General features: G+C 54.8%; 21 protein-coding genes. 11 read left to right on the top strand and 10 right to left on the bottom strand.

Annotation, left to right across the window (positions count from 1 at the left end; translation table 11 throughout):
* Window positions 1–166 precede the first annotated feature (166 nt).
* Window positions 167–1,396 carry a peptidase T gene (gene pepT / locus ABLV66_RS11410; RefSeq protein WP_348876700.1) on the top strand — a complete coding sequence of 410 codons (1,230 nt, stop codon included), beginning with the start codon at window positions 167–169 and terminating at the stop codon, window positions 1,394–1,396.
* On the opposite strand, the gene tehB is transcribed toward pepT, so the two are convergent.
* Both tehB and tehA read right to left on the bottom strand, forming a co-directional pair.
* Window positions 1,393–1,989, bottom strand: a complete 597-nt coding sequence (gene tehB, locus ABLV66_RS11405; protein WP_348876701.1) for a tellurite resistance methyltransferase TehB — start codon at window positions 1,987–1,989, stop codon at window positions 1,393–1,395. The two genes, pepT and tehB, sit on opposite strands and share 4 nt — an antisense overlap.
* Window positions 1,990–1,991: 2 nt before the next feature.
* Window positions 1,992–2,990 (bottom strand): dicarboxylate transporter/tellurite-resistance protein TehA, encoded by a 999-nt coding sequence (gene tehA / locus ABLV66_RS11400; RefSeq protein ID WP_047048789.1) that lies wholly within the window; start codon window positions 2,988–2,990, stop codon window positions 1,992–1,994.
* A 111-nt stretch (window positions 2,991–3,101) separates the two neighbouring features.
* Between tehA and ydcK the strand changes: the two genes are divergently transcribed.
* The gene (ydcK, locus tag ABLV66_RS11395) at window positions 3,102–4,082 is read left to right on the top strand and encodes a YdcK family protein (protein ID WP_047048792.1); all 981 of its coding nucleotides are present in this window, start codon (window positions 3,102–3,104) and stop codon (window positions 4,080–4,082) included.
* Window positions 4,083–4,086: 4 nt separating this feature from the next.
* Here ydcK and rimL read toward each other — a convergent pair whose 3' ends face one another.
* Together rimL and ABLV66_RS11385 are read right to left on the bottom strand one after the other, a co-directional pair.
* Window positions 4,087–4,647, bottom strand: a complete 561-nt coding sequence (gene rimL / locus ABLV66_RS11390) for a 50S ribosomal protein L7/L12-serine acetyltransferase (RefSeq protein WP_045393973.1) — start codon at window positions 4,645–4,647, stop codon at window positions 4,087–4,089.
* A 68-nt stretch (window positions 4,648–4,715) separates the two neighbouring features.
* A complete protein-coding gene (locus ABLV66_RS11385; protein ID WP_045393970.1) occupies window positions 4,716–6,371 on the bottom strand; it encodes a glucan biosynthesis protein D in 1,656 nt (551 codons plus the stop codon).
* 322 nt (window positions 6,372–6,693) lie between these two features.
* Here ABLV66_RS11385 and ABLV66_RS11380 point away from each other — a divergent pair, with 322 nt between their 5' ends.
* Complete coding sequence (locus ABLV66_RS11380; RefSeq protein WP_045393968.1) at window positions 6,694–7,782, top strand: NAD(P)-dependent alcohol dehydrogenase; 1,089 nt, start codon at window positions 6,694–6,696, stop codon at window positions 7,780–7,782.
* Window positions 7,783–7,823: 41 nt separating this feature from the next.
* Here ABLV66_RS11380 and ABLV66_RS11375 read toward each other — a convergent pair whose 3' ends face one another.
* Both ABLV66_RS11375 and ABLV66_RS11370 read right to left on the bottom strand, forming a co-directional pair.
* Window positions 7,824–8,597, bottom strand: coding sequence for an ABC transporter substrate-binding protein (locus ABLV66_RS11375; RefSeq protein ID WP_015366384.1), 774 nt, complete (start codon window positions 8,595–8,597; stop codon window positions 7,824–7,826).
* An 11-nt stretch (window positions 8,598–8,608) separates the two neighbouring features.
* Window positions 8,609–9,778, bottom strand: coding sequence for a pyridoxal phosphate-dependent aminotransferase (locus ABLV66_RS11370; RefSeq protein ID WP_315710661.1), 1,170 nt, complete (start codon window positions 9,776–9,778; stop codon window positions 8,609–8,611).
* A gap of 287 nt (window positions 9,779–10,065) precedes the next feature.
* Here ABLV66_RS11370 and ABLV66_RS11365 point away from each other — a divergent pair, with 287 nt between their 5' ends.
* Window positions 10,066–11,412 (top strand): L-cystine transporter, encoded by a 1,347-nt coding sequence (locus tag ABLV66_RS11365; protein WP_047048802.1) that lies wholly within the window; start codon window positions 10,066–10,068, stop codon window positions 11,410–11,412.
* 50 nt (window positions 11,413–11,462) lie between these two features.
* Here ABLV66_RS11365 and ycaC read toward each other — a convergent pair whose 3' ends face one another.
* Window positions 11,463–12,086: an isochorismate family cysteine hydrolase YcaC gene (ycaC, locus tag ABLV66_RS11360; RefSeq protein ID WP_015366381.1), complete on the bottom strand. Its 624-nt coding sequence runs from the start codon at window positions 12,084–12,086 to the stop codon at window positions 11,463–11,465.
* A gap of 172 nt (window positions 12,087–12,258) precedes the next feature.
* Here ycaC and ABLV66_RS11355 point away from each other — a divergent pair, with 172 nt between their 5' ends.
* Window positions 12,259–13,155 (top strand): LysR family transcriptional regulator, encoded by an 897-nt coding sequence (locus ABLV66_RS11355; RefSeq protein ID WP_047048805.1) that lies wholly within the window; start codon window positions 12,259–12,261, stop codon window positions 13,153–13,155.
* On the opposite strand, the gene ABLV66_RS11350 is transcribed toward ABLV66_RS11355, so the two are convergent.
* Window positions 13,094–14,602 (bottom strand): carboxylesterase/lipase family protein, encoded by a 1,509-nt coding sequence (locus ABLV66_RS11350; protein ID WP_348876702.1) that lies wholly within the window; start codon window positions 14,600–14,602, stop codon window positions 13,094–13,096. The genes ABLV66_RS11355 and ABLV66_RS11350 overlap by 62 nt on opposite strands.
* Before the next feature lie 42 nt (window positions 14,603–14,644).
* The gene (gene hglS, locus ABLV66_RS11345) at window positions 14,645–15,988 is read right to left on the bottom strand and encodes a 2-oxoadipate dioxygenase/decarboxylase HglS (protein ID WP_045393952.1); all 1,344 of its coding nucleotides are present in this window, start codon (window positions 15,986–15,988) and stop codon (window positions 14,645–14,647) included.
* Window positions 15,989–16,224: 236 nt separating this feature from the next.
* Between hglS and pcaH the strand changes: the two genes are divergently transcribed.
* The 6 genes from pcaH to ABLV66_RS11315 all read left to right on the top strand — a co-directional run bounded on the left by pcaH (window position 16,225) and on the right by ABLV66_RS11315 (window position 22,124).
* Entirely contained in the window at window positions 16,225–16,965 is a 741-nt protein-coding gene (pcaH, locus tag ABLV66_RS11340; protein WP_020078656.1) for a protocatechuate 3,4-dioxygenase subunit beta, read from the top strand.
* Window positions 16,962–17,582, top strand: a complete 621-nt coding sequence (pcaG, locus tag ABLV66_RS11335) for a protocatechuate 3,4-dioxygenase subunit alpha (protein ID WP_348876704.1) — start codon at window positions 16,962–16,964, stop codon at window positions 17,580–17,582. Before pcaH ends, pcaG begins: the two co-directional genes overlap by 4 nt.
* 176 nt (window positions 17,583–17,758) lie before the next feature.
* Window positions 17,759–18,682, top strand: coding sequence for a LysR substrate-binding domain-containing protein (locus ABLV66_RS11330; protein WP_045382604.1), 924 nt, complete (start codon window positions 17,759–17,761; stop codon window positions 18,680–18,682).
* Between the two features lie 301 nt (window positions 18,683–18,983).
* On the top strand, window positions 18,984–21,356 hold the full coding sequence (locus ABLV66_RS11325) for a glucose/quinate/shikimate family membrane-bound PQQ-dependent dehydrogenase (protein WP_047048811.1): 2,373 nt from the start codon (window positions 18,984–18,986) through the stop codon (window positions 21,354–21,356).
* Between the two features lie 128 nt (window positions 21,357–21,484).
* Window positions 21,485–21,754 (top strand): hypothetical protein, encoded by a 270-nt coding sequence (locus ABLV66_RS11320; RefSeq protein ID WP_348876705.1) that lies wholly within the window; start codon window positions 21,485–21,487, stop codon window positions 21,752–21,754.
* Between the two features lie 91 nt (window positions 21,755–21,845).
* On the top strand, window positions 21,846–22,124 hold the full coding sequence (locus tag ABLV66_RS11315; protein WP_045393939.1) for a hypothetical protein: 279 nt from the start codon (window positions 21,846–21,848) through the stop codon (window positions 22,122–22,124).
* A gap of 56 nt (window positions 22,125–22,180) precedes the next feature.
* Here the strand turns inward: ABLV66_RS11315 and ABLV66_RS11310 are convergent, their stop codons facing one another.
* On the bottom strand, window positions 22,181–23,299 hold the full coding sequence (locus ABLV66_RS11310) for an S-(hydroxymethyl)glutathione dehydrogenase/class III alcohol dehydrogenase (protein ID WP_045393936.1): 1,119 nt from the start codon (window positions 23,297–23,299) through the stop codon (window positions 22,181–22,183).
* Window positions 23,300–23,321: the final 22 nt, after the last annotated feature.

Genomic DNA, 23,321 nt, shown 5'->3' with positions numbered 1-23,321 from the left:
CCAGGAGCTTACTCCAGTAAGTGACTGGGGTGAGTGAGGACAAATTCGTCAGGAACGAATTTGAACGCAGTTCACTGCGCCCGTAAGGGCGAGGCCCAGGGATGGGCCGAGTTATTGCCAACGCACATGCAACTTGAAGTATGACGGGTATATAGAAGGAAACACTATGGCCTCGCCCTTAACCAGACAATTAACCCAGCGCTTCTTTCGCTATCTGGCTATCACCAGCCAAAGCGATCCACGAGCAACCACGTTACCCACGACGCCCGGACAACATCAGATGGCGCAGGCGTTAGCCGACGAGCTACGTCAGTTTGGCCTTGACGATATCGTTGTCGACGAGCATGCGACCGTGACGGCGGTAAAAAAAGGCACCGTCCCCGGGGCGCCGCGGATCGGCTTTATCACGCACATTGATACCGTTGATGTCGGACTGTCGCCGGATATTCATCCGCAAATTCTGCGATTTACTGGTGAAGATCTCTGTCTTAATTCGGAACAGCAAATCTGGCTGCGGGTTGACGAACATCCGGAAATTCTGGCCTACCGTGATGAAGAGATTATTTTCAGCGACGGCACCAGCGTACTGGGCGCCGATAACAAAGCGGCGGTGACCGTTGTCATGACGCTGCTGGAAAACCTGACCGCCGAACATAAGCATGGCGATATCGTCGTGGCGTTCGTCCCGGACGAAGAAGTGGGCCTTCGCGGGGCAAAAGCGCTGGATCTCTCGCGTTTCGCCGTCGATTTTGCCTGGACCATCGACTGCTGCGAACTGGGCGAACTCGTTTATGAAAACTTCAACGCCGCCTCTGCGGAGATACGGTTTACCGGCGTCACGGCACATCCGATGTCCGCCAAAGGCGTATTGGTCAACCCGCTGTTAATGGCTACCGACTTTATGAGCCATTTCGACCGCCAGCAGACGCCGGAACATACCGCCGGGCGCGAAGGCTACGTGTGGTTTAACGGTATTCATGGCGATCAGAACAGCACGCGCTTGCAGGCCAACATTCGCGATTTCGATCTGGACAGCTTTAACCGCCGCAAACAACAGATTGGCGAAGTGGCAGAGAAAATCGCCGCCCAGTACCCCACTGCCAGAGTTGAATTCACGATAAGCGATACTTACAGCAATATCAGCAACGCCATTGGCGAAGACCGCCGGGCTATTGACCTGATGTTCACCGCGATGGAAAGCCTCGGTATAACGCCAAAACCCACGCCGATGCGCGGCGGTACCGACGGCGCAGCGCTATCGGCAAAGGGTCTGCTGACGCCGAACTTCTTCACCGGCGCGCATAATTTCCATTCGAAATTCGAATTTTTGCCGCTGCGCGCCTTTGAGGCCTCCTATCTAACCGCCCTGCAGCTGTGCCTGCTGGCGGCGGATTAAGCCGGTTTACGCGCCAGCATCGTGGCGAAGCGTAGCTTGATGCGGTTGCCGCTGGCGTCGGTGCGGTGCAGTTCGCCAACGTCTTCGTTGTACTTGAGGAACTGCCAGCCAGCATAATAGTCACGCAGTTCTTCAGGTTTGAAGGCGAACGGGAAGCCCACGGTACAGGGGTAATCTTCGGTATCCATGGCGGCAACAATCAGGTTATAGCCGCCAGGCTTAGTGCAGCGCTGCATGTTGGCGATAAGACCAGGGATGGTTTTGGCTTCCAGGAACATCATCACCACGGTAGACAGAATAAAATCATACTCGCCATCAAAGCTCAGCGTATTCAGGTTCTTAATCGCCGTCTGCAGGTTCTCCAGCCCTTCAGCCTGACGAATGTTCTCCAGATTATCGATACTCATGGGATTTTTATCCCACGCCGTGACGTTGTAACCTTTCGCTGCCAGATACAGGCTGTTTCGTCCATTGCCGCAACCAAGATCGAGCGTCTGTCCCGGCTGCATCAGCGAGGCGGCATACACTACTTCTGAGTGGGTGCGCGTCAGGCCATATTTTTCAGTAAAGTAGTTTTCGTCACGAGTCGTCATGATTAATCCTTGTTTGGCAATAAAGTGGCACGGTCTACGCGAATGAACAGTTTACCTCGCACCAGCAGCAGAAAGGTACGCAGCAGCAGCAGGCCGATAATCAGGTTGCTAAAAATAAATAAGGGGATCGCCAGCGTATGGAAAAAACCGTGCTGCTCACCGTGCCCCAAATGCAGGCCGGTGGTCGCCAGTGCGGAAATCCCGAACGAGAAGCTCCAGAATGAAGCATTAAACGGCTGCTGCAGATACCACGGCATCAGGCGCAGCATAAACAGCAATTGCAGCAGACCGTAACCAAACAGCATTTTGGCAAACGTATCGGCTTCACCGCCGTTGACGCTGAGCCACGCGCTACAGGCCACCAGCGCCGGCGCCAGTTGGATGCCCAACGATGTCCGCAACGCCGCCGGTAGCTCGCCGTTGCTGCGCAGCCGCTGCAGGATAACCGGCTCCAGGCTGAGCCAGGAAAAGACGCCAGCGCCGAGAAACGCCAGTCCGGCATCATTAAACCCCAGCGCACCGCAGGCCATGGCGCTGATAAAATTGTTGGCGACGGTCGGCAGATATAAACCGGGCGTCGTTGCCTCTTGCGGATGTTTACCCCGCCACAGCCCCGCGCTCTGCCAGGCCGCATAGCAAAGCTGCAGCGTAACGCCCGCAGCAAATAACGCCAGCGATAACGGTCGGTACCAGGGGACAAAGCCGATTGCCACCAACAGCGTTGTCGCCGGGAGCAAACTGACAAAACTGCTGGCCACCGGATGACGCATCTCCTGCAGCACGCTCCACGGGAAACGAATCGCCCGTGCAATAAACGCTAACATCAATAGCGCCCAGATCCCCGTCGCCAGCACCACCAGCGCATCGCCAATAAGCATGCTCACCGGCCAGAGAGTGCTCGCATAGCGCCAGGCGAACCCCATACCGATAATTCCCAGCACCATACCAAAATAGCCAGCCGGTAGATTCAGCACCTGGCCGCTCGCTGCGTTTTTATTCATTTTAATTAAACTTTCAATTTAATTTGAAGTTGCATTTTAAAGGAACCTTATAAAACGCGCTACGGAGATTTTTGCTATGTTTGTGTTAACCAACGGTAAAGAGAAATACTGATGAAGAAATTTCGTCTGAGCGACCACGTCCGCCTGTATCAGTTTGAAGAAGACGGGATTAAACATAGCGTAACTCTGCGGCAAATCGTGGCGCTGATTGATTTCTCAGACGTTAAGGCGGGTAGCGAAGGCGGCTGGCTCGATGATGAAGCCGCGTTAAGCCAGGGCGGCGACTGCTGGATATATGATGCCAACAGCGTCGTCTTCGCTGGCGCGCGCGTTGACGACAACGCCCGCCTGACCGGCACCTGTGTAATAAGCCACGGGGCGACAATTAGCGATAACGCCTGGCTTGATAACGTTCAGGCAAGTCACGGCGCCAGAATAAGTGACAACGTCACAATAAAGCATTCACAAATTCGCGGCGTCTGTCGAATCGCCGACCAGGCGCGTATTCTCCCCCACTGTCTGGTGATTGCCGCTCAGGGACTCACCTCTGATACCGATAAAATGCTGCAAATTTATCAGCGCGCTACGGTTAGCGCCTCACGGATTGTTCACCAGGCGCAAATTTACGGCGATGCCGTGGTTGAGCACGCTTTTGTTGAACACCGTGCCGAAGTGTTCGATAACGCGCGTATTGAAGGTAATGAAGATAACGACGTATGGATATGTGACAACGCCCGGGTCTACGATTGCGCGCGGCTGGTCGCCGGGCGCGGCGAGGATCAGATCCCAACCCTGCGCTACAGTTCCCAGGTGGGCGAAAACGCCGTGGTCGAAGGCAACTGCTTGTTAAAACATCGTGTGATGGTCGGCGGACACGCCCATCTTCTCGGCGGCCCCATTCTGCTGGATGACGAGGTCCTTATCGAAGGGCACGCGACGATTCGAGGCGATGTGATTATCGAACATCAGGTAGAAATCTGCGGTAACGCCTGTATCGAAGCGCTGGAGGGTGACAGAATTCATCTTCGCGGGCGCAAAATCGTCAGCGGCGACGAGCATATCACCCGCACACCGCTGCTGGGTTCGCTATAGCCGATTATTGCGGGTCGATAATCCGCGCGTAGATATTCTGATCGTCATACGCGCCATTTAAAAACTCGGCCTGCTTCAGACAACCTTCCAGTTCGAAACCATTACGCAGCGCCACCTGATTACTGCGCTGGTTGGCGACCCGGCATTTAATCACGAAACGGCGCACGACGCCCGTTTGCGCATAATGATGGATAAACGCCTGTAACGCCTGCGACAACAGTCCCTGCCCCTGATGGCTTTGATCGATCCAGTAACCGATATAGGCCGTCTTATTCAATGGTTCAATCTGGTTAAATGACAGAACGCCGATCATCTGCCCCTGTAAAAACAGCAGGAACATTTTTGCATAACCGCGCTGGTGAAGCATCACGTTTCCCTGCACGTGGCGCCGGGTTTCATCTTCACTCAGCACCTCCGCAGGCCAGCTTAACGTATGCTGCAGCCAATTACGGTTTTTGAGCACCAGTTGATGTAGCTCACTGACGTAACGTTCGTCAACCGCACGCAGCTCCAGCTGTTCGTTGACCGGGATAGTTTCGATGGTGGGGCTGTTTTCGCCAGTCATGACAATATCTCACTGATAAACAACAACGCCCGCAGTAGCGCACCGCGGGCGGGTAGCGACGGCCTGGGTTATTTCATAATCCGGTCATCAACGTAGTTACGCCGATCCGCCGCTGGCGGGAAGTACTGATACAGCCAGGTTTCGCTGATAGCGTCGCCGCGACAGCGCAGGAACATGCGCATCTCCACCGGATCGGTGGAATCTGAAGTCGGATACCAGTCAAAGAGAATACGATAGCCGTCAAACGGCTCGACGTAGAGGATCTCTACCTGCTTAGCCTCGCCGCTGGAGAGCGTAATCACCGGCTCAATACCTTTCGGCGCCGCAGCTTTCAGGTCGCCGCCGACAAAGTCGATGGCGAAACGACGCGCCCATTTGTCCGGATAGTGTTCACCCGGCGCCCATCCTTCCGGGAAGCCGCCCATTCCGGTGCGTGTCGCCAGCACTCGCGCCAGCGGCGAGCGCACCGGCGGCTGCGCGCTCCAGTACAAGCGGTAGCTAAAGTCCAGTTCATCACCCGCTTTTACCGGTTTTTCCGGCTGCCAGAAGCAGACGATATTGTCCAACGTTTCGCCGGTGGTCGGGATTTCCATCAGGCTAACGGCGCCTTTACCCCACTGATTACGTGGCTCCACCCACAGGCTCGGGCGCTTGTTATACCAGCCCATCACGTCCTGATAATGACTGAAATCGCGATCCAGCTGCAGCAGGCCAAAACCTTTCGGGTTTTTATCCTGGAACGCGTTGAACTGCAGCTTTTGCGGATTATTCAGCGGACGGCAAATCCACTCGCCGTTGCCGCGCCACATCGACAGGCGGTCAGAATCGTGGATTTGCGGGTGGATGGTATCGCACATCCGGCGCTCGTTATTACCGCAGCTGAACATGCTGGTCATTGGCGCAATACCCAACTGCTTAATGTCCTTGCGCGCATAGAGATGATTTTCGACATCCATGATCACCTGCGTTTCCTGGCAATTCACGGTGAACTTATAGGCACCGGTGACGCTCGGACTATCGAGCAGCGCGTAGACGGTGAACACCGTCGCGCCAGGTTTGACGGTTTCAAACCAGAATGACGTGAAATCCGGGAACTCTTCCGGCGTATCGGTAAAGGTGTCGACGGCAAGACCGCGCGCCGACAGGCCGTACTGATAAGTGCTGTCGACCGCGCGGAAGTAGCTGGCGCCCAGGAAAGCGACGATATCGCGGCGCGCCAGTTCGGGCGCCTTAAACACGCGAAAACCGGCGAAACCGAGATCGGTCTGCCCTTCCAGCTGTTTGGTATCAACGCCGGCGTCGTTGTACTGGAACAGCTCCGGACGGAAGTGTATCTCCCGCGCCTGCTGAGACTGGGAGTCCAGCGAGAACATACGCACCCGGCGGCGGAAACCCATACCAACATGGAAAAACTGGATATCCAGCTTGCGCTCTTCAACGTTATTCCACAGCGAATGCGCCGCATCATACTGGATGCTGTTATAGGCCTGAGGGGTCAGATTCGCCAGCGTCGGCGGCAGGTCGCGCGGCGCTCCGCCCCACGGCTGGCGGGCTAAGTCATGAGCCATCGCCTGCAGCACGGAAAAGTCAAAGCGGCGCGTCTGACCATCGGCGATAGCGGAATCCGCGGCGAAAGCCGCTTTAGTGAATAACGAGGCGACTCCTGACGTTCCGCATACGGCGGCAACAGCCATGGATGATTTAAGAAAACGTCTGCGGTTCATGCCTGGAAAAGCGTCCTTTTTAAGAGTTCGACGGATACGCAACGTTGCAAACATCTGCGTCGTGAATTCCGCTCACTCTAGACAAAAATGATTGATAATCCAATTGTTGGCAGGCGAAAAGCATGAAAAAAAAGATGTCCACCGGAACAGACTGAATAACCGCCATACGATCGCTATCGCTGACCTGTTTTGGCGAACACACACTGATCCGATACCTACCCATTTTTACCCGCGTTTTGTTTATTTTCAGCACGAACAGGATAAATTTTCATCACACCAGGTGTAATCTCTATTCTCCAGGGAAAAATGTCAGGAGTATCTAATGAAAGTAAAAGCCGCCGTGACGTTGGGTTATCAACAGCCATTCAGCATTAAAAATATTCAGGTTAGCGCCCCTAAAAAAGACGAAGTGATGGTAAAAATTGTCGCTACCGGCGTCTGTCATACCGACGCGGTGATCCGCGATAACGCCGGGATCCTGCCGATGCCGGCCATTCTGGGCCACGAAGGCGCAGGTATCGTGGTTAACGTCGGTGATGCCGTTCGTGGGGTCGAAATTGGCGATCATGTAGTACTGAGCTACGCCGCCTGCCATCGCTGCGAAAACTGCCTCACCAACCATCCTTCCGCGTGCGAAAGTTTCAATGACTTAAACTTTGGTGGACGCTTAGACGATGGCTCCACCCCATATCGTCTTGATGATCAAGAATTATCCGTTTTCTTTGGCCAATCTTCGTTTAGTCAGTATGTGGTCACCAAAGCGACGAATGCTATTGTTGTCGACCGTGAAGTCGAACTTTCGCTTCTTGGTCCGCTGGGTTGCGGAATTCAAACCGGCAGCGGGACGGTGTTGAATCGACTTAAACCGGTTGCCGGGGAGTCGCTGGTGGTATTCGGCTGCGGCGCGGTTGGTTTAAGCGCCATTATGGCCGCAAAGCTTACCGGCTGTAGCCAAATCATCGCCGTCGATATTCATGCCAATCGCCTTGAGCTGGCACGTGAACTCGGCGCAACCCACGTGATCGATGGCAAACAGGAAGATAGCGTTGCGGTCATTCGCCAACTGACCGGCAAAGGGGCGCACTACGCCATCGAAACGACCGGCGTCGCCGCCATCGTCCTGCAGGCGATCCACGCGATTAAGCCGTTAGGCACGGTGGCGGTCGTCGGCTTTACCGGCGATATCACCTTTAATGTGCAAAACGATCTGATGGCGGAAGGTAAATCATTGATTGGAGTCATTGAAGGCGACGCCGTACCGCAGCTGTTTATTCCGCAGCTGGTACAGTTTTATAAACAAGGCAAATTTCCCATTGATAAGCTTATCGAGTTCTATCCGCTCGAAGAGATTAATCAGGCTTTCGCAGATTCAGCTTCCGGTAAAGTCATCAAACCGGTGGTACTGATGTAATGCGGGCGGCTCTTTGCGCAGCAAAGAGCCGCAAATAAAGATTATTTCACACTAACGTCGATACCGGGGAAGTACTTTGCCGCCAGACGGGTGATAGTGCCGTCGGCGCGCACTTTATCAATTGCGGCGTCGAGCTGTTTTTTAGTTGCCTCATCGCCCTTGCGCAAGCCGTAGCCAATACCGCTACCCAGAATCGTATCATCAGCCACCGGCTTACCGATAAAGCCGAATCCCTTACCCTGCGGCTTACTGAGGAATCCGGCCTGGCCGGCGGCAGACATCACCAGCGAGGCGTCGATACGGCCGTTAAGCAGATCGGCCCACGCCATGTTCTGGTCTTTGTAGGAAACCACCGTGACGCCGTGTTTTTCCCAGTGCTCCTTGGCAAAGGTCTCCTGAATCGAGCCCTGTAGCACGCCGATGGTTTTGCCCTTCAGCCCTTCCGGCGTCGCCTGCATACCGCTGTCGGCCTTGCCCACCAGCTGTGAAGGAATACGGTAGATCGGCTGGGTGAAATCAATACTCTTGCGCCGCTGTTCGGTAATGTTCATCGCCGAATTAATCGCGTCGAATTTCTTCGCTACCAGCCCCGGAATGAGGGCATCAAAGGAAGTTTCGACCCAACTGCACTTCAACTGCGCGGCCTGACAAATCGCGTTGCCGAGGTCAATATCAAAACCCTGCAACTCCCCTGCCGGATTGCGGCTTTCGAACGGCGGATATTCCGCCTCCACGCCGTAGCGTAACTCGCTGGCGGCAAAGCTTGAAACGGTACACAGCATTCCCAAAGCAAGAGTTAGGGCTTTTATTTTCATCATCTGGCTCCTTAACGCGGCTTAACGCGGCACAGCGCCTGGGCGCCGGCCCGCAATGTGGCTTCATCTTTGGCAAAAGAGAGCCGAATCAGTTTGTTATCAGTGCCATCGGTATAAAATGCCGATAGCGGAATCGTGGCGACGCCGTATTCGGTAATCAGCCGCTTAACCATCTCACTGTCATGCTCATCGCTGAAATGGCGATAGTCCGCCAGCATGAAGAAAGAGCCGGCGCTCGGCAATAAACGGAACGGCGAGTCTTGCAGCAGTTGCTGGAGCAAATCACGCTTTTGCTGATAAAAAGCGGCCAGCGACAGCCATGAAGCCGGATTCTGCATATGCTCTGCGAAAGCGTACTGCATCGGCGTATCGGCAGAAAACATAAGGAACTGATGTACCTTGCAGATCTCATCCATCAGCGCCGCCGGCGCCACGCAGTAGCCAACGCGCCAGCCGGTCACGTGGTAAGTCTTACCGAAGGAAGAGATAATCACGCTGCGTTCCGCCAGCTGCGGATGGGTTGCCATGCCGTGATGCTTTTCGCCGTCGAAGACTACGTGCTCGTAGACTTCGTCGGACAAAACCACGATATCGGTATTGCGGATCAGCATCGCCAGTTGATTAAGGTCGTTGGCGGATAATACCTGGCCGCTTGGATTATGCGGCGTATTAATGATGATCATCCGCGTCCGCGGGGTAATCGCGGCGCGCACCTCGTCCCAATTAATCGCAAAATCCGGCACGGTGAGCTTAATCGCCACCGGCATCGCGCCTTGCAGACGCACTATCGGGGCATAGCTATCAAACGAAGGCTCAAAGTAAATCACCTCGTCGCCAGCATGCACCAGCCCGGCAATGGCGGAATAGATCCCCTGGCTGGCGCTGGCGGTAACCAACACTTCGTTATCGACATCATATTGCGTGCCATATAACGTAGCGATTTTGTCAGCGATACGCTCTTTTAAAGCCCGCAGACCGGTCATTGGCGCGTATTGGTTATGTCCGGCGTTCATCGCCTGCGTCACGCCGGCCACCAGCTGTGGGTCGCAGGCAAAATTAGGCGCGCCCTGAGAGAGATTAATCGCATTATGCTGCGCTGAAAGCTGGCCGATAACGGTAAAAATCGTGGTGCCGACATCCGGCAATTTCGAGCGAGTGGTGACCGAAGCACTAAGAGCCATGATTAATCCTTTCTCGTTTTATTTGCATATCCATTCAAACCAAAGCGCCTTCAGGCGACAAGCGAATTGTTATCATAAGAGCTATGCATTCCGATCATGGCTCTCAGGACGCCTTTAAAACATGACAGGGCTAACACTCAGGCTATAAACCACAATTTTAGTATGCCTTATGCTATTCAATTCTTTATAATCCACAGCGGTTCTAAGGCTACTGACCGCCTTAGAGAAATTTAGAATATATCTCTTTCCGGCATTTCAGGTGCTGAATGGGGCAAGAGGCAAATCATATGTTTATTACGTCAGCGTATATCGCGTTATTTTTAATCGCATCATGGGGACTTTTTAAACTCGACCAAAAAAGCAACTCGTTATCAAAAAGCGTTTTTATCGCAATCTTTCTCGGCGCCCTTCTCGGATTATCACTCCATTTCATTGCCAACGAACAACGTAAAACGGTCATTGACTGGTACAGTATCGTCGGCAACGGCTATGTTAATTTGCTGAAACTTGTCGCCGTACCGCTGATTTTTATTTCAATTTTGTCAGCGATTAACAAACTCGAAAATAGCGCCGGTATTGGCCGAATGTCCCTAACCATTGTTGCCTGCATGCTGTGCCTGGTAATGATTGCGGGTTGGGTCGGCCTGTTTACCGCTAACCTGATCGGTCTCGACGCCAGCGCATTCAGCCATATGCAATCGACGCTGACCGCCGAAGACGTCAGCAAAACCGCAGCCGTTTCGCTACCCCAACTGGTCACTTCGCTGATCCCGACAAATATTTTTCTCGACCTGACCGGCGCGCGCAGCGTATCGGTTATCGGCATCGTCATCTTTACCTTGCTGGCCGGCGTGGCGTTATTAAAGGTGAAAAAAGAGGCGCCGGAGGAAGGTCAAAAATTAAGTAGCGGGATTAACGCGATTCAAATTTGGGTGATGAAGATGGTGCGTATCGTCATAGCGCTGACGCCATACGGTGTCCTCGCACTGATGGCAAAAGTCTTTTCAACCTATCAGCTAGCGCAATTCACCAGCCTGCTAGGCTTTATCGCCGCCTGTTATCTGGCAGTCGCCATGATGTTTATCGTGCATGCGATTCTGCTGACTATTAGCGGTCAAAATCCTCTGCGCTACTTTAAAACGGTGTGGCCGGTGCTTACCTTCGCCTTTGTTTCCCGCAGCAGCGCGGCTTCGATTCCATTAGCGATTACCGCACAGGAAAAATTCGGCGTGCCGAATACCATCGCCAACATTGCCGCCTCCTTTGGTTCCAGTATGGGGCAAAACGGCTGCGCCGGGATCTATCCGGCCATCATGGTGGCCATGATCGCGCCAACGCTGGGTATCGACCCACTGTCGTTCTCGTTTTTAGCAAGCTTACTTCCGGCTATCGCTCTGGGCTCAATTGGCGTCGCAGGCGTCGGTGGCGGCGGGACATTTGCGGCGTTGATTGTCCTGTCTACGCTCAACTTCCCGGTGGCGCTGGTCGGCATTTTTATCGCCATTGAGCCAATTGTCGATATGGCGCGTACCGCGCTGAATGTGAATGGGTCGATGATGTCGGGCGTACTGGCGACGCGGCTATTGAAAAATCAACGTGAAAAGTCGCGCCCTGTCGCCTCGATGAGTGAATAATCCCGTCTGATTGAAGCGGCGGCCAGGCCTGAAAACTGGCCGCCAGCTGCTTATTTCTTGCTCAGCAGGTTAAAGCTGGTCATCAGGTTACGGTAATCCGGAATGTGGTTGGAGAACAGGGTTCCCAATCCTTCGATATCATTGCGCCAGTCGCGGTGCAGCTCACAGGCCACGCCAAACCACGACATTAACTGCACGCCCGCCTGCGACATACGATCCCACGCGGCATCACGGGTGATCGGGTTAAAAGTACCGGACGCATCGGTCACCACAAAGACGTCGAATCCCTCTTCAATCGCCGACAGCGCCGGGAAGGCCACGCAGACTTCAGTGACGACACCGGCAATAATCAGCTGTTTCTTACCGGTGGCTTTTACCGCGTTAACGAAATCTTCGTTATCCCAGGCGTTGATATTGCCGGGACGAGCGATATAAGGGGCGTCAGGGAACTGTTCTTTCAGTTCCGGCACCAGCGGACCATTAGGGCCATTCTCAAAACTGGTGGTCAGAATAGTCGGTAGTTTAAAGTATTTAGCCAGATCGCTGAGGGCCAGGACATTGTTCTTGAATTTATCCGGCTCGATATCACGAACCAGTGACAGCAGCCCGGTCTGGTGGTCAACCAGTAATACTGCCGCATCATTTTTATCCAGACGAACGTAAGGTTTAGACATGATGGCTCCTTTTATACACATCAACTAATCGGTGAGAGACGTTGTATCAACGAGACTAATAATAGTGTAAGCACAGGATGACGATTAGATGGCAAAAACGGAACGCATCGTCCCAATTTCGCAACGATGCGTGGCATACTGCCTATGATCAAAATGCATAGCTGGAGCCAACATGTCGCGTAGCGCCCTGCCTTTTCATACCGTAGAAACGTTTCTGATAACCGCGAGGCATCTCAACTTAACCCATGCCGCGCAGGAGCTGTGCCTGACGCAGGGGGCGGTCAGCCGGCAGATTGCCGCGCTGGAGAGCTGGTTTGGCTTCCCGCTATTTGAACGCCACGCCCGCGGGCTGCGGCTATCTCCGCAGGGCAGCGCGCTTTATCCGGAGCTGCAGTCGGCATTTGGCCGCCTGTTAACGGTAGCCGAGCAGGCGCGCCAGCAGCAAACTGTCGTGCGCCTGAAAGCGCCTACCTGCGCGATCCGCTGGCTGGTGCCGAAACTGCTGGAGATAGAACGACGTTATCCGGAACTGCAGGTGGCGTTGACCACCACCACCGAGCATAACGTTAACTTTAAGACTGAACCCTACGATGCGGCGATTATCTTTGGCACCCATCAGAGCGCCGGCGATCTGCTGTTTGAAGAAGCCCTCACGCCGGTGGCCAGTCCCGATACGCCGTGCGATACGCAGCTCTCCGCCATCACATTTTTACATCCGACGCGGGATAAAACCGACTGGCTGCTGTGGCTGGCGCACTATCCGCATGAACCAACGTTAAAAATGCATAAAAACCAATATTTCGACACCATGGACCTCGCCATCACCGCCGCGATGCAGGGGCTCGGCGTCGCCATGGCGGACGAGACGCTAATCGCCGAGGATCTTCGTACCGGGCGACTATGTCGCCCCTTCTCGCTCAGCGTCAAAACCGGCGCCAGCTACCGGCTGGTCGTTCGCCGCTCGCAAAGCAAAGCCGACGGCCTGGCGCGCTTTCGCGCCGCGCTGGTTAATCCAGCGTCACATGATGCTTCATCACCCGGCGAAACAGCGCCAGCCGCGCGCGCATAAAGCGGTTCTCGACTTTAAAGCCCGCGCGCTTGTTGAGGCCGATACGCAATAAACGGTCCCGTCCGCGCAGGCAGGCGGGCCAGCGCACCGGGCCGGTTAACTCACTACACTGATTGCCTGCCAGCCTGGCAAAATTGGCCCAGTAGTCGGCGACCTGCGCGGCGAAGGCTCGGTCCGCCTCACTGGCGTACTGACACACCGGTTCGGCGCGGGTCAGATTGTCGAAAACGTAAACCACTTCGTTGCCATGCCATGCGCCGTGGAGATAGGTTTCATGTTCCGCTTGCGCAACATAATCAAACCAGTAGCGCCAGCACGGTTGCCCAACACGCTGCTGCGCCTGCATTACCACGTAACCCAGGGTGGTGAACGCCATATCGCGGCACACTTCTCTGCCTAACGCTTCATCCCCTTTGACGCCAGGATACAGCAGTTTGATAAGTCCAAGGCCAAAACGGCGTTCGCGACGCAGTTTTTGAATTTGGCCGGCAATATCGACGCCAAATACCGCCATCACGGTGGCCTCATCGCTATTGGAGCCAATCATCACCGGCATCGCATGCTGACGGCCCTTAAAGAACGTGTCGAGCATAGGCTCCGGCAGCACCGCATCGCCGACAATCGGCGCCGGGCCGATATTCAGAGGCGCCGTCAGCGCCCAAAAGGCATCGGCGGGGATTGCCCGCAGCTGTTCCGCGCTGGCATCGGCAAGAGAAAAATGTTCCGCCAGCAGCTTTCCCTTCGCCAGCGCCTTTTCCCGTGGTAAATCCGGTAAGGTATAACCGCTTTGCACGATGGCTTTATGGAACAATCCTTTCGCTTTCGGCGACGCCATTAACGACAGGACGCTGCGCGCCCCCGCGGATTCGCCGAACAAGGTGATATTGGCGGCGTCGCCGCCGAAGGCGTGGATATTATCCTGCACCCAGCGCAACGCGGCTATCTGATCGAGCAGCGCAAAATTATACAACCGCTCGCCCTCTTCGCCTTCCAGGGCCGGATGAGCGAAAAAGCCGAGATGCCCAAGACGATAATTGACGGTGACCACCACCACCTCGCGGCTGGCCAACGCGCTACCGTCGTAGGGAGGCAGGCTGCCGGCGCCGATGGTGTAGCCGCCGCCGTGCAGCCAGACCATCACCGGGAGCGGCTGCGAGCGGGCGGCGGGCGCCCACACGTTGAGATACAGACAATCTTCCGAGAAACGGCCAGGATCGCCGCCGCCCAGTTCACGACAATATTCGATATCCTGCCAGCTGGCGGCGGCAAAGGTATCGGCCTGACGCACGCCCTGCCAGCGCTCTGGAGGCTGCGGCGAACGCCAACGCAGCTCGCCTACCGGCGGCTGCGCGTAGGGAATACCGCGCCAGATATGGATCCCCTGTTCATTAGTGCCGGATAGCGTGCCCTGCCGCGTTTTTACTAGCGGCATAGATGAATTCTGCATAACAACGTCCTTTTGCAAGTTATGCCATGCAGAGTACCGATTTTAGAGCAGACCGCAACGGCGTTTACTCCGTTCCTCCGCCTGTTGATATAGTTCGAACTCATCGAGGACCTCACAGCCTAACGCCGCTTCAAAAGCGTCACGGCTGGCGTTACCGTGGCTGCGGGCCTGCGTTTCGTTGCCAAGATTTGATTGGAAAATCCCCGCGGCGCTCACCGGTAAAAAATCTTCATAAACAATCGGCTGCGCGACTACCCAACCGCGCTCGATCAGCGGTTGCGGATCGTCGCCGGGGCCAAAAGCATGGCGATGCGCTTCCCCCGCAGGCGTCAGGCGATAGCGGAACCACGCCAGCCCCTGCTGACGCAGCAAAAATTCGCTGTCAGGAAACTGGCTAAAGACCTCCTGCAAATGGCGCTGGTGGTTAAGATTGTCTTTACCGACCCCGGCCTCATTCAGTAAGCGGTCATACAGCGCTCGTCCTTTCGGCGTCAACGCGACGCCGCGTTGTTCAATTTCGCCAAAGCGCGCGCTGTGCGTACCTTTATGTTCGCCGGCGAACATCACCGGCTCTTCCAGCGCTTTAAAACTGGTTTGCCGCAGTAAAATCGGCACCTCGCGGCGCGGCGGTCCCTCAATGAGCGCTTTCGGTTCGATACCGCACTGCGGCATCAACGCCTGAACCCGATCGATATCGAGAGTGCGCGGCGTCAGATGGTTAATGTGGCAACCGGGGAAACAGACCACATCGGCAATCAACCGGTGCTCATTATGCAGCGCGTGATAGGTTTGCTCGTCGACGGTGGCATGACGGTGCCAACGGAAAGTTTCCAACGCTTCGTTGACGAATTCGCGCGCTTCTGCAGCCGTGAATTCCCCCCTATCTTCGTGTAACGCAATCAGCTCACGGCAGCGCGGCGTAAAGATATCGCGACGGGCGAGAATATCCGCCGCTCGCTGGCGCAGCGCCTCGTTGCCGATCAGTTCAAGGCGCAGCAACGAGGTGAAAATACGAAACGGGTTACGCGCCAGCGCCGCGTCATCGACCGGGCGAAAGGCGGTAGAATGCACGGGTACCCCAGCCTGCGACAGATCGTAATAGCTAACGGGATACATCCCCATAATGGCAAACATGCGACGCAGGGTCGCCAGTTCTTCCGCCGTTCCCACGCGGATCGCGCCGTGGCGCTCAACGTTCAGCCGTGCCAGTTCGTCGGCATTAGCCAATTGTTCATGTAATTTCGGGTTGTGTTCCAGGACCGCCAGATTCACATCCGCCACCAACTCCAGGAGGGTTCCATACTGCGGAACTTCCTGCTGGTACATTGCCGACATAGCCTGTGAAAAGTTTTCCCGAATCTCATCAGCCGTGATGGTGTTCGCCATGATGTCTTACCTCCAGTGAATACTTCCTGGAGTGTAGGAAAGCGCGTTAAGAGTGGCGGGAAGAATTTACAAACTGTGATGCGGATAACCTGCTACCGCGTTTCGCCTGTACAAATCATAACCGTGGGTTATGAAAAATTAGATTTAATTTCACTTTAAATTAACAAAACATTTACAGAGACTGTTTCTGGCGAAATTACAACAACATGCCTCTCTTCCGTTTGATGGAGTACCCTATGAATAATAAATGGTCACCGCGCGAGGTCGTACATCGCGATTACAATAGCCATCCGCCGGCGCTGGCGCCGGGATACAAAACCAGCGTGCTACGCTCGCCGCGCAATGCGCTCATCTCCCTGCAAAATTCACTTTCTGAGATTACCGGCCCGGTGTTCAGCAGCGACGACCTTGGCCCGCTGGATAACGATCTCATTCTCAACTACGCCAAAGACGGCCTGCCGATTGGCGAACGAATTATCGTCCACGGTTACGTGCGCGACGGCTTTGGCCGGCCAATGAAAAATACGCTGGTCGAAGTGTGGCAGGCCAATGCCGGCGGCCGTTACCGTCATAAGAAAGACCAGTATCTGGCGCCGATTGACCCCAACTTCGGCGGCTGCGGACGGGTTCTGACCGATGAAAATGGTTATTACTGCTTTCGCACGATCAAACCCGGCCCCTACCCGTGGCGTAATCAGGTTAGCGACTGGCGACCGGCGCATATTCACTTTTCGCTCTCAGGCGATGCCTGGGCGCAACGGCTGATTACGCAAATGTACTTTGAAGGCGATCCGCTTATCAAACAGTGTCCGATTGTCAGAACCATCAATAACGATGATGCCGTGCGTACCCTGATTGCCGAGTTGGATACCCACGCCGCCGTGCCGCTCGACAGTCTGGCCTATCGTTTTGACCTTGTGCTGCGCGGCCACCGCGCCACGCTGTTCGAAAATCGTACCCAGGGGGCCGCCCAATGAAAGACTATCTAGCTGAAACCGCCTCGCAGACTGCCGGGCCCTATGTGCATATTGGTCTGGCACCGGACGCTGCAGGATTTCATATTTTTGAGAAAAACTTTGGTCCCAACTTAGTGAGCGCGGAAACCAAAGGCCAACGCATTACGATTGAAGGGCGGGTTTTCGATGGTTCCGGAACCCCGGTACGCGACGTGCTGCTGGAACTCTGGCAGGCTAACGCCGACGGGCGTTATAACCATCCCGACGACCGCCAGCAGAACAAGGCTCTGGACCCGAACTTCCGCGGCTGGGGCCGTACTTGTTCTGACTTCGCATCCGGCGTCTGGCGTTTACAAACCATCAAACCCGGCGCGGTCGTCGGCCGTGACGGACGCATTATGGCGCCGCATCTCAATCTGTGGGTAGTGGCGCGGGGTATCAACATCGGCCTGAATACGCGGATGTATTTCGCTGATGAACAGGCGGCAAATGAACAGGATCCGGTACTGAATCTGATTGAATGGGAAGTTCGCCGCCAGACGCTTATCGCGCAACGTGAAGTGCGTGGAGATGAAGTCGTGTACCGCTTTGATATTTATTTACAGGGCGATAAAGAGACCGTGTTCTTCGATATTTAATTTGCCCCCAAATTACTCCCTTTTCCCTGCCCCGCCGAGTGCGGGGCTTTTTATCACCTCTGGTAGAAATGACTTGTAAGACAATAAGATCAAATGTTAATAATATTTTGCTAACTAGTTATCAAAATTAAACAACTTCGCTTGCTACCGAGACAGCTCTGTTTTTAACATCGATTATGGAAAAAAATGGTCTCTTCAGTCAGCGCATTCGCTTGCGCCATTTACATACTTTCGTCGCCGTCGCACAACAGGGAACCCTGGGGCGGGCGGCAGAAACCCTGAATCTTAGCCAACCTGCGCTATCAAAAACCCTCAACGAGCTTGAGCAGTTGACCGGTACCCGGCTGTTTGAGCGCGGGCGGCTTGGCGCGCAGTTGACGCTGGTTGGCGAACAGTTTCTAACCCATGCGGTCAAGGTGCTGGATGCTCTCAATACCGCAGGCCAGGCTCTCAATCGTAAAGAAGGCATGAATAGCGATGTGGTTAGGATTGGCGCCCTGCCAACCGCAGCGCTCGGTATTTTGCCTACGGTGATTGGTCAATTTCACAAACAACAAAAAGACATCACCTTACAGGTCGCCACCATGAATAACACCATGCTGCTGGCGGGGCTGAAATCCGGCGATGTCGATATTGGTATTGGGCGCATGTCCGATCCGGAACTGATGAGCGGCCTCAACTATGAACTGCTGTTTCTTGAATCGCTAAAACTGGTCGTCCGCCCCGGCCACCCGCTGCTGCAGGAGACGGTAACGCTCAGCCGGGTGATGGAATGGCCGGTGGTGGTCTCACCAAAAGGGACCATTCCGCGGCAGAATGCGGAAACGCTGCTGCAAAGCCAGGGCTGTAAAATTCCCCCCGGCTGTATTGAAACGCTGTCGGCCTCGCTTTCACGCCAGCTCACCGTCGATTATGACTATGTCTGGTTCGTCCCTTCCGGCGCGGTGAAAGACGACCTGCGTCGCGGTTTGTTAACCTCATTACCTATCGCCACCGAAGGCGCCGGCGAGCCGATCGGTATTCTTACCCGAGTGGACGCCAGCTTGTCGCAGGGGGCGCAAACTCTACTCAGCGCGATACGCAAATCCATGCCTGCCTGATTATTCATGGTCGTTACCCCGAGCGAATACAACGGGGTAACGGTACCGTTACGTTCATTCTTCTGCCCCCTTAATATATACATCGTGCTAATCAATTAGTGCGAAATCATTCATTAACATTTGCGCTCATTTCATTAACAGATTTATCATAGCCATGATTTCACCATTTGGTTCATGTGAAATGAATTCATCTTTTGAAATCACCTTTATGAAGCTTTGATAAGCTTCACTCAAAAGCAATTTCCATTTGCACTTGATTCATTTGGTACACACCTGGCAAGGGGTGATAAAAGGAGACAACATGGCTACGGGCAACGTGCCGCGCGGATTCCCCCGGATCCTGCAGTGGCTACTCGCCGGACTGATGTTAATCATCGGTCTGGCAATCGGTATTTTAGGCGCCAAACTGGCAAGCGTCGGCGGCACCTGGTATTTCGCCATTATGGGGCTGGTGATGGTTATCGCCTCCCTGCTTATTTTCCGCAATCGTCGCGGCGGCATCATTCTTTATGCCGTCGCCTTCGCGGCTTCCATTGTTTGGGCTATCAGCGACGCCGGCTGGACCTACTGGCCGCTGTTCTCACGCCTGTTCGCGCTTGGCGTTCTGGCTTTTCTGTGCGCCATTGTTTGGCCTTTCCTTTCCAGCGCACCAGCCAAAAAAGGCGCGGCCTTCACCCTCGCGGGCGTGCTGGCCGTGGTACTGCTGGTCAGCTTTGGCTGGATGTTCAAATCCCAGCCGCTGGTCAGCGCCAGCGAACCCGTGCCGGTAAAACCGGTACAACCGGGTGAAGAACAAAAAAACTGGGAGCACTGGGGTAATACCACTCACGGCGACCGCTTCGCCGCGTTGGATCAGATCAATAAAAACAATATCAACCAGCTACAGGTTGCCTGGATTGCCCATACCGGCGATATTCCGCAGAGTAACGGTTCCGGCGCGGAAGACCAGAATACGCCGCTGCAGATTGGCGATACTCTCTATGTTTGTACGCCATATAGCAAAGTCCTGGCGCTGGATGTCGATAGCGGCAAAGAGAAATGGCGCTACGACTCAAAAGCGACGGCGCCGAACTGGCAACGTTGCCGCGGTTTAGGCTACTACGAAGATAGCCAGGCACAGGCTAATGCCGTTGCCGGGACCCAGCCTGCCGCCTGCGCCCGCCGCCTGTTCCTGCCAACTACCGATGCGCGTCTGATCGCAATCGATGCCGATACCGGTAAAGCCTGTGAAGCATTTGGTGAACACGGTACCGTCGATCTCAGCGTCGGCATGGGGGAAATCAAACCCGGTTATTATCAGCAGACCTCTACCCCGCTGGTTGCCGGTAACCTTGTTGTCGTTGGTGGTCGTATAGCGGATAACTACTCCACCGGTGAACCGCCGGGCGTGGTTCGCGCTTTTGACGTGCATACCGGTAAACTGGCCTGGGCCTGGGATCCGGGCAATCCACAACTGACCGGCGTGCCGCCGGAAGGACAGACCTACACGCGCGGGACGCCGAATGTCTGGTCCGCGATGTCCTATGATGCCAAACTGAATCTTATTTATCTGCCAACCGGAAACGCCACGCCAGACTTCTTCGGCGGCGAACGTACGGCGCTGGATGATAAATACAGTTCCTCTATCGTTGCGGTCGATGCGACCACCGGTAAAGTACGCTGGCATTTCCAGACTACCCATCACGATCTGTGGGATTTCGATCTGCCTTCGCAACCGCTGCTGTACGATCTGCCGGACGGTAAAGGCGGTACGACGCCGGTACTGGTGCAAACCAGCAAGCAGGGCATGATCTTTATGCTTAACCGCGCGACGGGCGAACCGGTCGCTAAAGTGGAAGAGCGTCCGGTCCCGGCTGGTAACGTTAAAGGTGAACGCTACTCGCCGACGCAACCGTACTCCGTCGGCATGCCGATGATCGGCAACGAAACGTTGAAAGAATCGGATATGTGGGGCGCCACCCCGGTTGACCTGCTGCTGTGCCGTATTCAGTTCAAAGAGATGCGCCATCAGGGGGTCTTTACTCCGCCGGGTGAGGACCGCTCCTTGCAATATCCGGGCTCGCTTGGCGGGATGAACTGGGGCAGCGTGTCGGTTGATCCGAATAACGGCCTGATGTTCGTCAACGACATGCGTCTTGGACTGGCTAACTACATGGTGCCGCGAGCGAAAGTGGCCAAAGATGCCAGCGGTATCGAAATGGGTATCGTACCGATGGAAGGTACGCCGTATGGCGCAATGCGTGAGCGTTTCCTGTCGCCGTTAGGTATCCCCTGCCAGAAGCCGCCGTTCGGCACCATGTCGGCGGTCGATCTGAAAAGCGGTAAGCTGGTCTGGCAGGTTCCGGTAGGTACGGTAGAAGATACCGGTCCGTTGGGTATCCGCATGCATATGCCGATCCCTATCGGCATGCCAACGCTGGGAGCTTCGCTTTCTACCCAGTCTGGCCTGCTGTTCTTCGCCGGCACCCAGGATTTCTATCTGCGCGCCTTTGATACCGCCAACGGCAAAGAGATTTGGAAATCTCGCCTGCCGGTGGGCAGCCAATCCGGCCCAATGACCTACGTTTCACCGAAAACCGGTAAGCAATACATCATTATCAACGCCGGCGGCGCGCGTCAGTCTCCCGATCGCGGCGATTACATCATCGCTTACGCTTTACCCGATCAAAAATAAAACCAGGGCCCCGTTCAGGGGCCTTTCTTTATCTCTCCGGTTTCAGATTCCATTTAGGCGCCGATCTTCAGGCTTTTGTTACTATGGAACCTCATTTCTCAGGCAGAATAAACAGGGAGGAAGCCATTATGGCTTTGATGAAAGGCTCAAGCGCGCTGCTTTTGGCTGCGTTACTAACGGGATGCGCCAACAAGGAACCACCACAACTTTATCGCCACGACTTTGTGTTGAAGAATCCGCGTACGGGTATGCCGCTGCCCTATCTCCCTTACCAAATCACCACACCAGACGGTAGAGTATTTAAGGGCAGAACCGATAAAAACGGTTTAACCGTAGAAGCGATATCAACCATGCCGGGAGAATTTAATATCAATATAATCCCTGAGTCAGCACTATAAGTTTCTTCGACAGGCTGCGATTTTAGAATGTTTTATTGCGTTATGTTATTATTGCGAACAGTTATCAATAACAACATAACAAGGATAAAAGATGAAAGGAGCCTTCCATCACCTGCCGATCGGCGCACTCTTATTAGCCGCAACCACCTCAGCCCAGGCGCTGAAAGCGCCAGAAGTGGATTTACGCGACCCGACGCTGTGGGAAGAAAAAAAGGTCAATCCGCTAAACGAAATCTCTGCCCCCTGCGAAGTGGCAAGCGGCCCGGATTGTCCAGTCTGGGAGGATCAAAAGTCAGATATTCAACGCGAAAGAGAACGGCGAGAGCAACGACGTTGGCAATCGGGCTATGAGCACTGGCGCAAGTATTAACACAGCCAGAAGTCAACCCGGGCGATAAATGGCCCGGGTTTCGCTATCGGTAATACTTAGTTATCACCGAAGTGAATAACCGTACGAATCGATTTACCTTCATGCATCAGATCGAAGGCTTCGTTGATCTGGTCGAGCGGTAACCGGTGGGTGATAAACGGATCGAGGCGAATCTTACCCGCCATCGCGTCTTCAACCATCCCCGGCAGCTGGCTACGCCCTTTCACGCCGCCGAAGGCGGAACCACGCCATACCCGGCCGGTGACCAACTGGAACGGACGAGTTTTAATTTCCTGACCCGCTCCGGCAACGCCGATGATAACGCTCTCACCCCAACCTTTATGACAGCACTCCAGCGCCGCGCGCATAACGTTGACGTTACCGATACATTCAAAACTGAAATCAACGCCGCCATCGGTTAGCTCGACAATCACGTCCTGAATCGGTTTATCGTAGTCGTTCGGGTTGATAAAGTCGGTGGCGCCCATCTCTTTGGCGAGGGTAAATTTATCCGGATTAGTGTCGACCGCCAGAATGCGTCCGGCCTTCGCCTGCACCGCTCCCTGAATCACCGCCAGGCCAATACCGCCCAGCCCGAACACCGCGACGCTGTCGCCCTCTTTCACCTTCGCCGTGTTATGTACCGCGCCGATACCGGTGGTGACGCCGCAGCCCAACAGACATACTTTTTCCAGCGGCGCCTGCGGGTTTACTTTTGCCAGAGAAATCTCGGCGCAGACGGTGTATTCGCTGAAGGTGCTGGTGCCCATATAGTGATAAATCGGCTCGCCGTTATAGGAGAATCGCGTGGTGCCATCCGGCATCAGACCTTTCCCCTGGGTGGCGCGGACCGCCTGGCAGAGGTTAGTTTTGCCAGACTTGCAGAATTTACATTCGCCGCACTCGGCGGTATACAGCGGAATAACGTGATCGCCTGGCTTCAGGCTGGTCACGCCCTCGCCGACTTCAACGACGATACCGCCGCCTTCATGGCCCAACACCGCCGGGAACACGCCTTCCGGATCGTCGCCAGAGAGAGTAAAAGCATCGGTGTGGCAAACGCCGGTGTGGGTGATTTTGACCAGGACTTCGCCTTTCTTTGGCGGCGCGACGTCAATCTCCACGATTTTTAACGGCTGGCCGGGGCCAAAGGCAACTGCTGCACGTGATTTCATACTGTCCATTCCTCGTCGTGAT

The organism is Klebsiella sp. CN_Kp073 (assembly GCF_040065495.2).
Taxonomy (GTDB): Bacteria; Pseudomonadota; Gammaproteobacteria; order Enterobacterales; family Enterobacteriaceae; genus Klebsiella; species Klebsiella aerogenes.
Note: the sequence above shows the minus strand (reverse complement) of the source record. Positions and strands in the feature narration are given on the sequence as shown.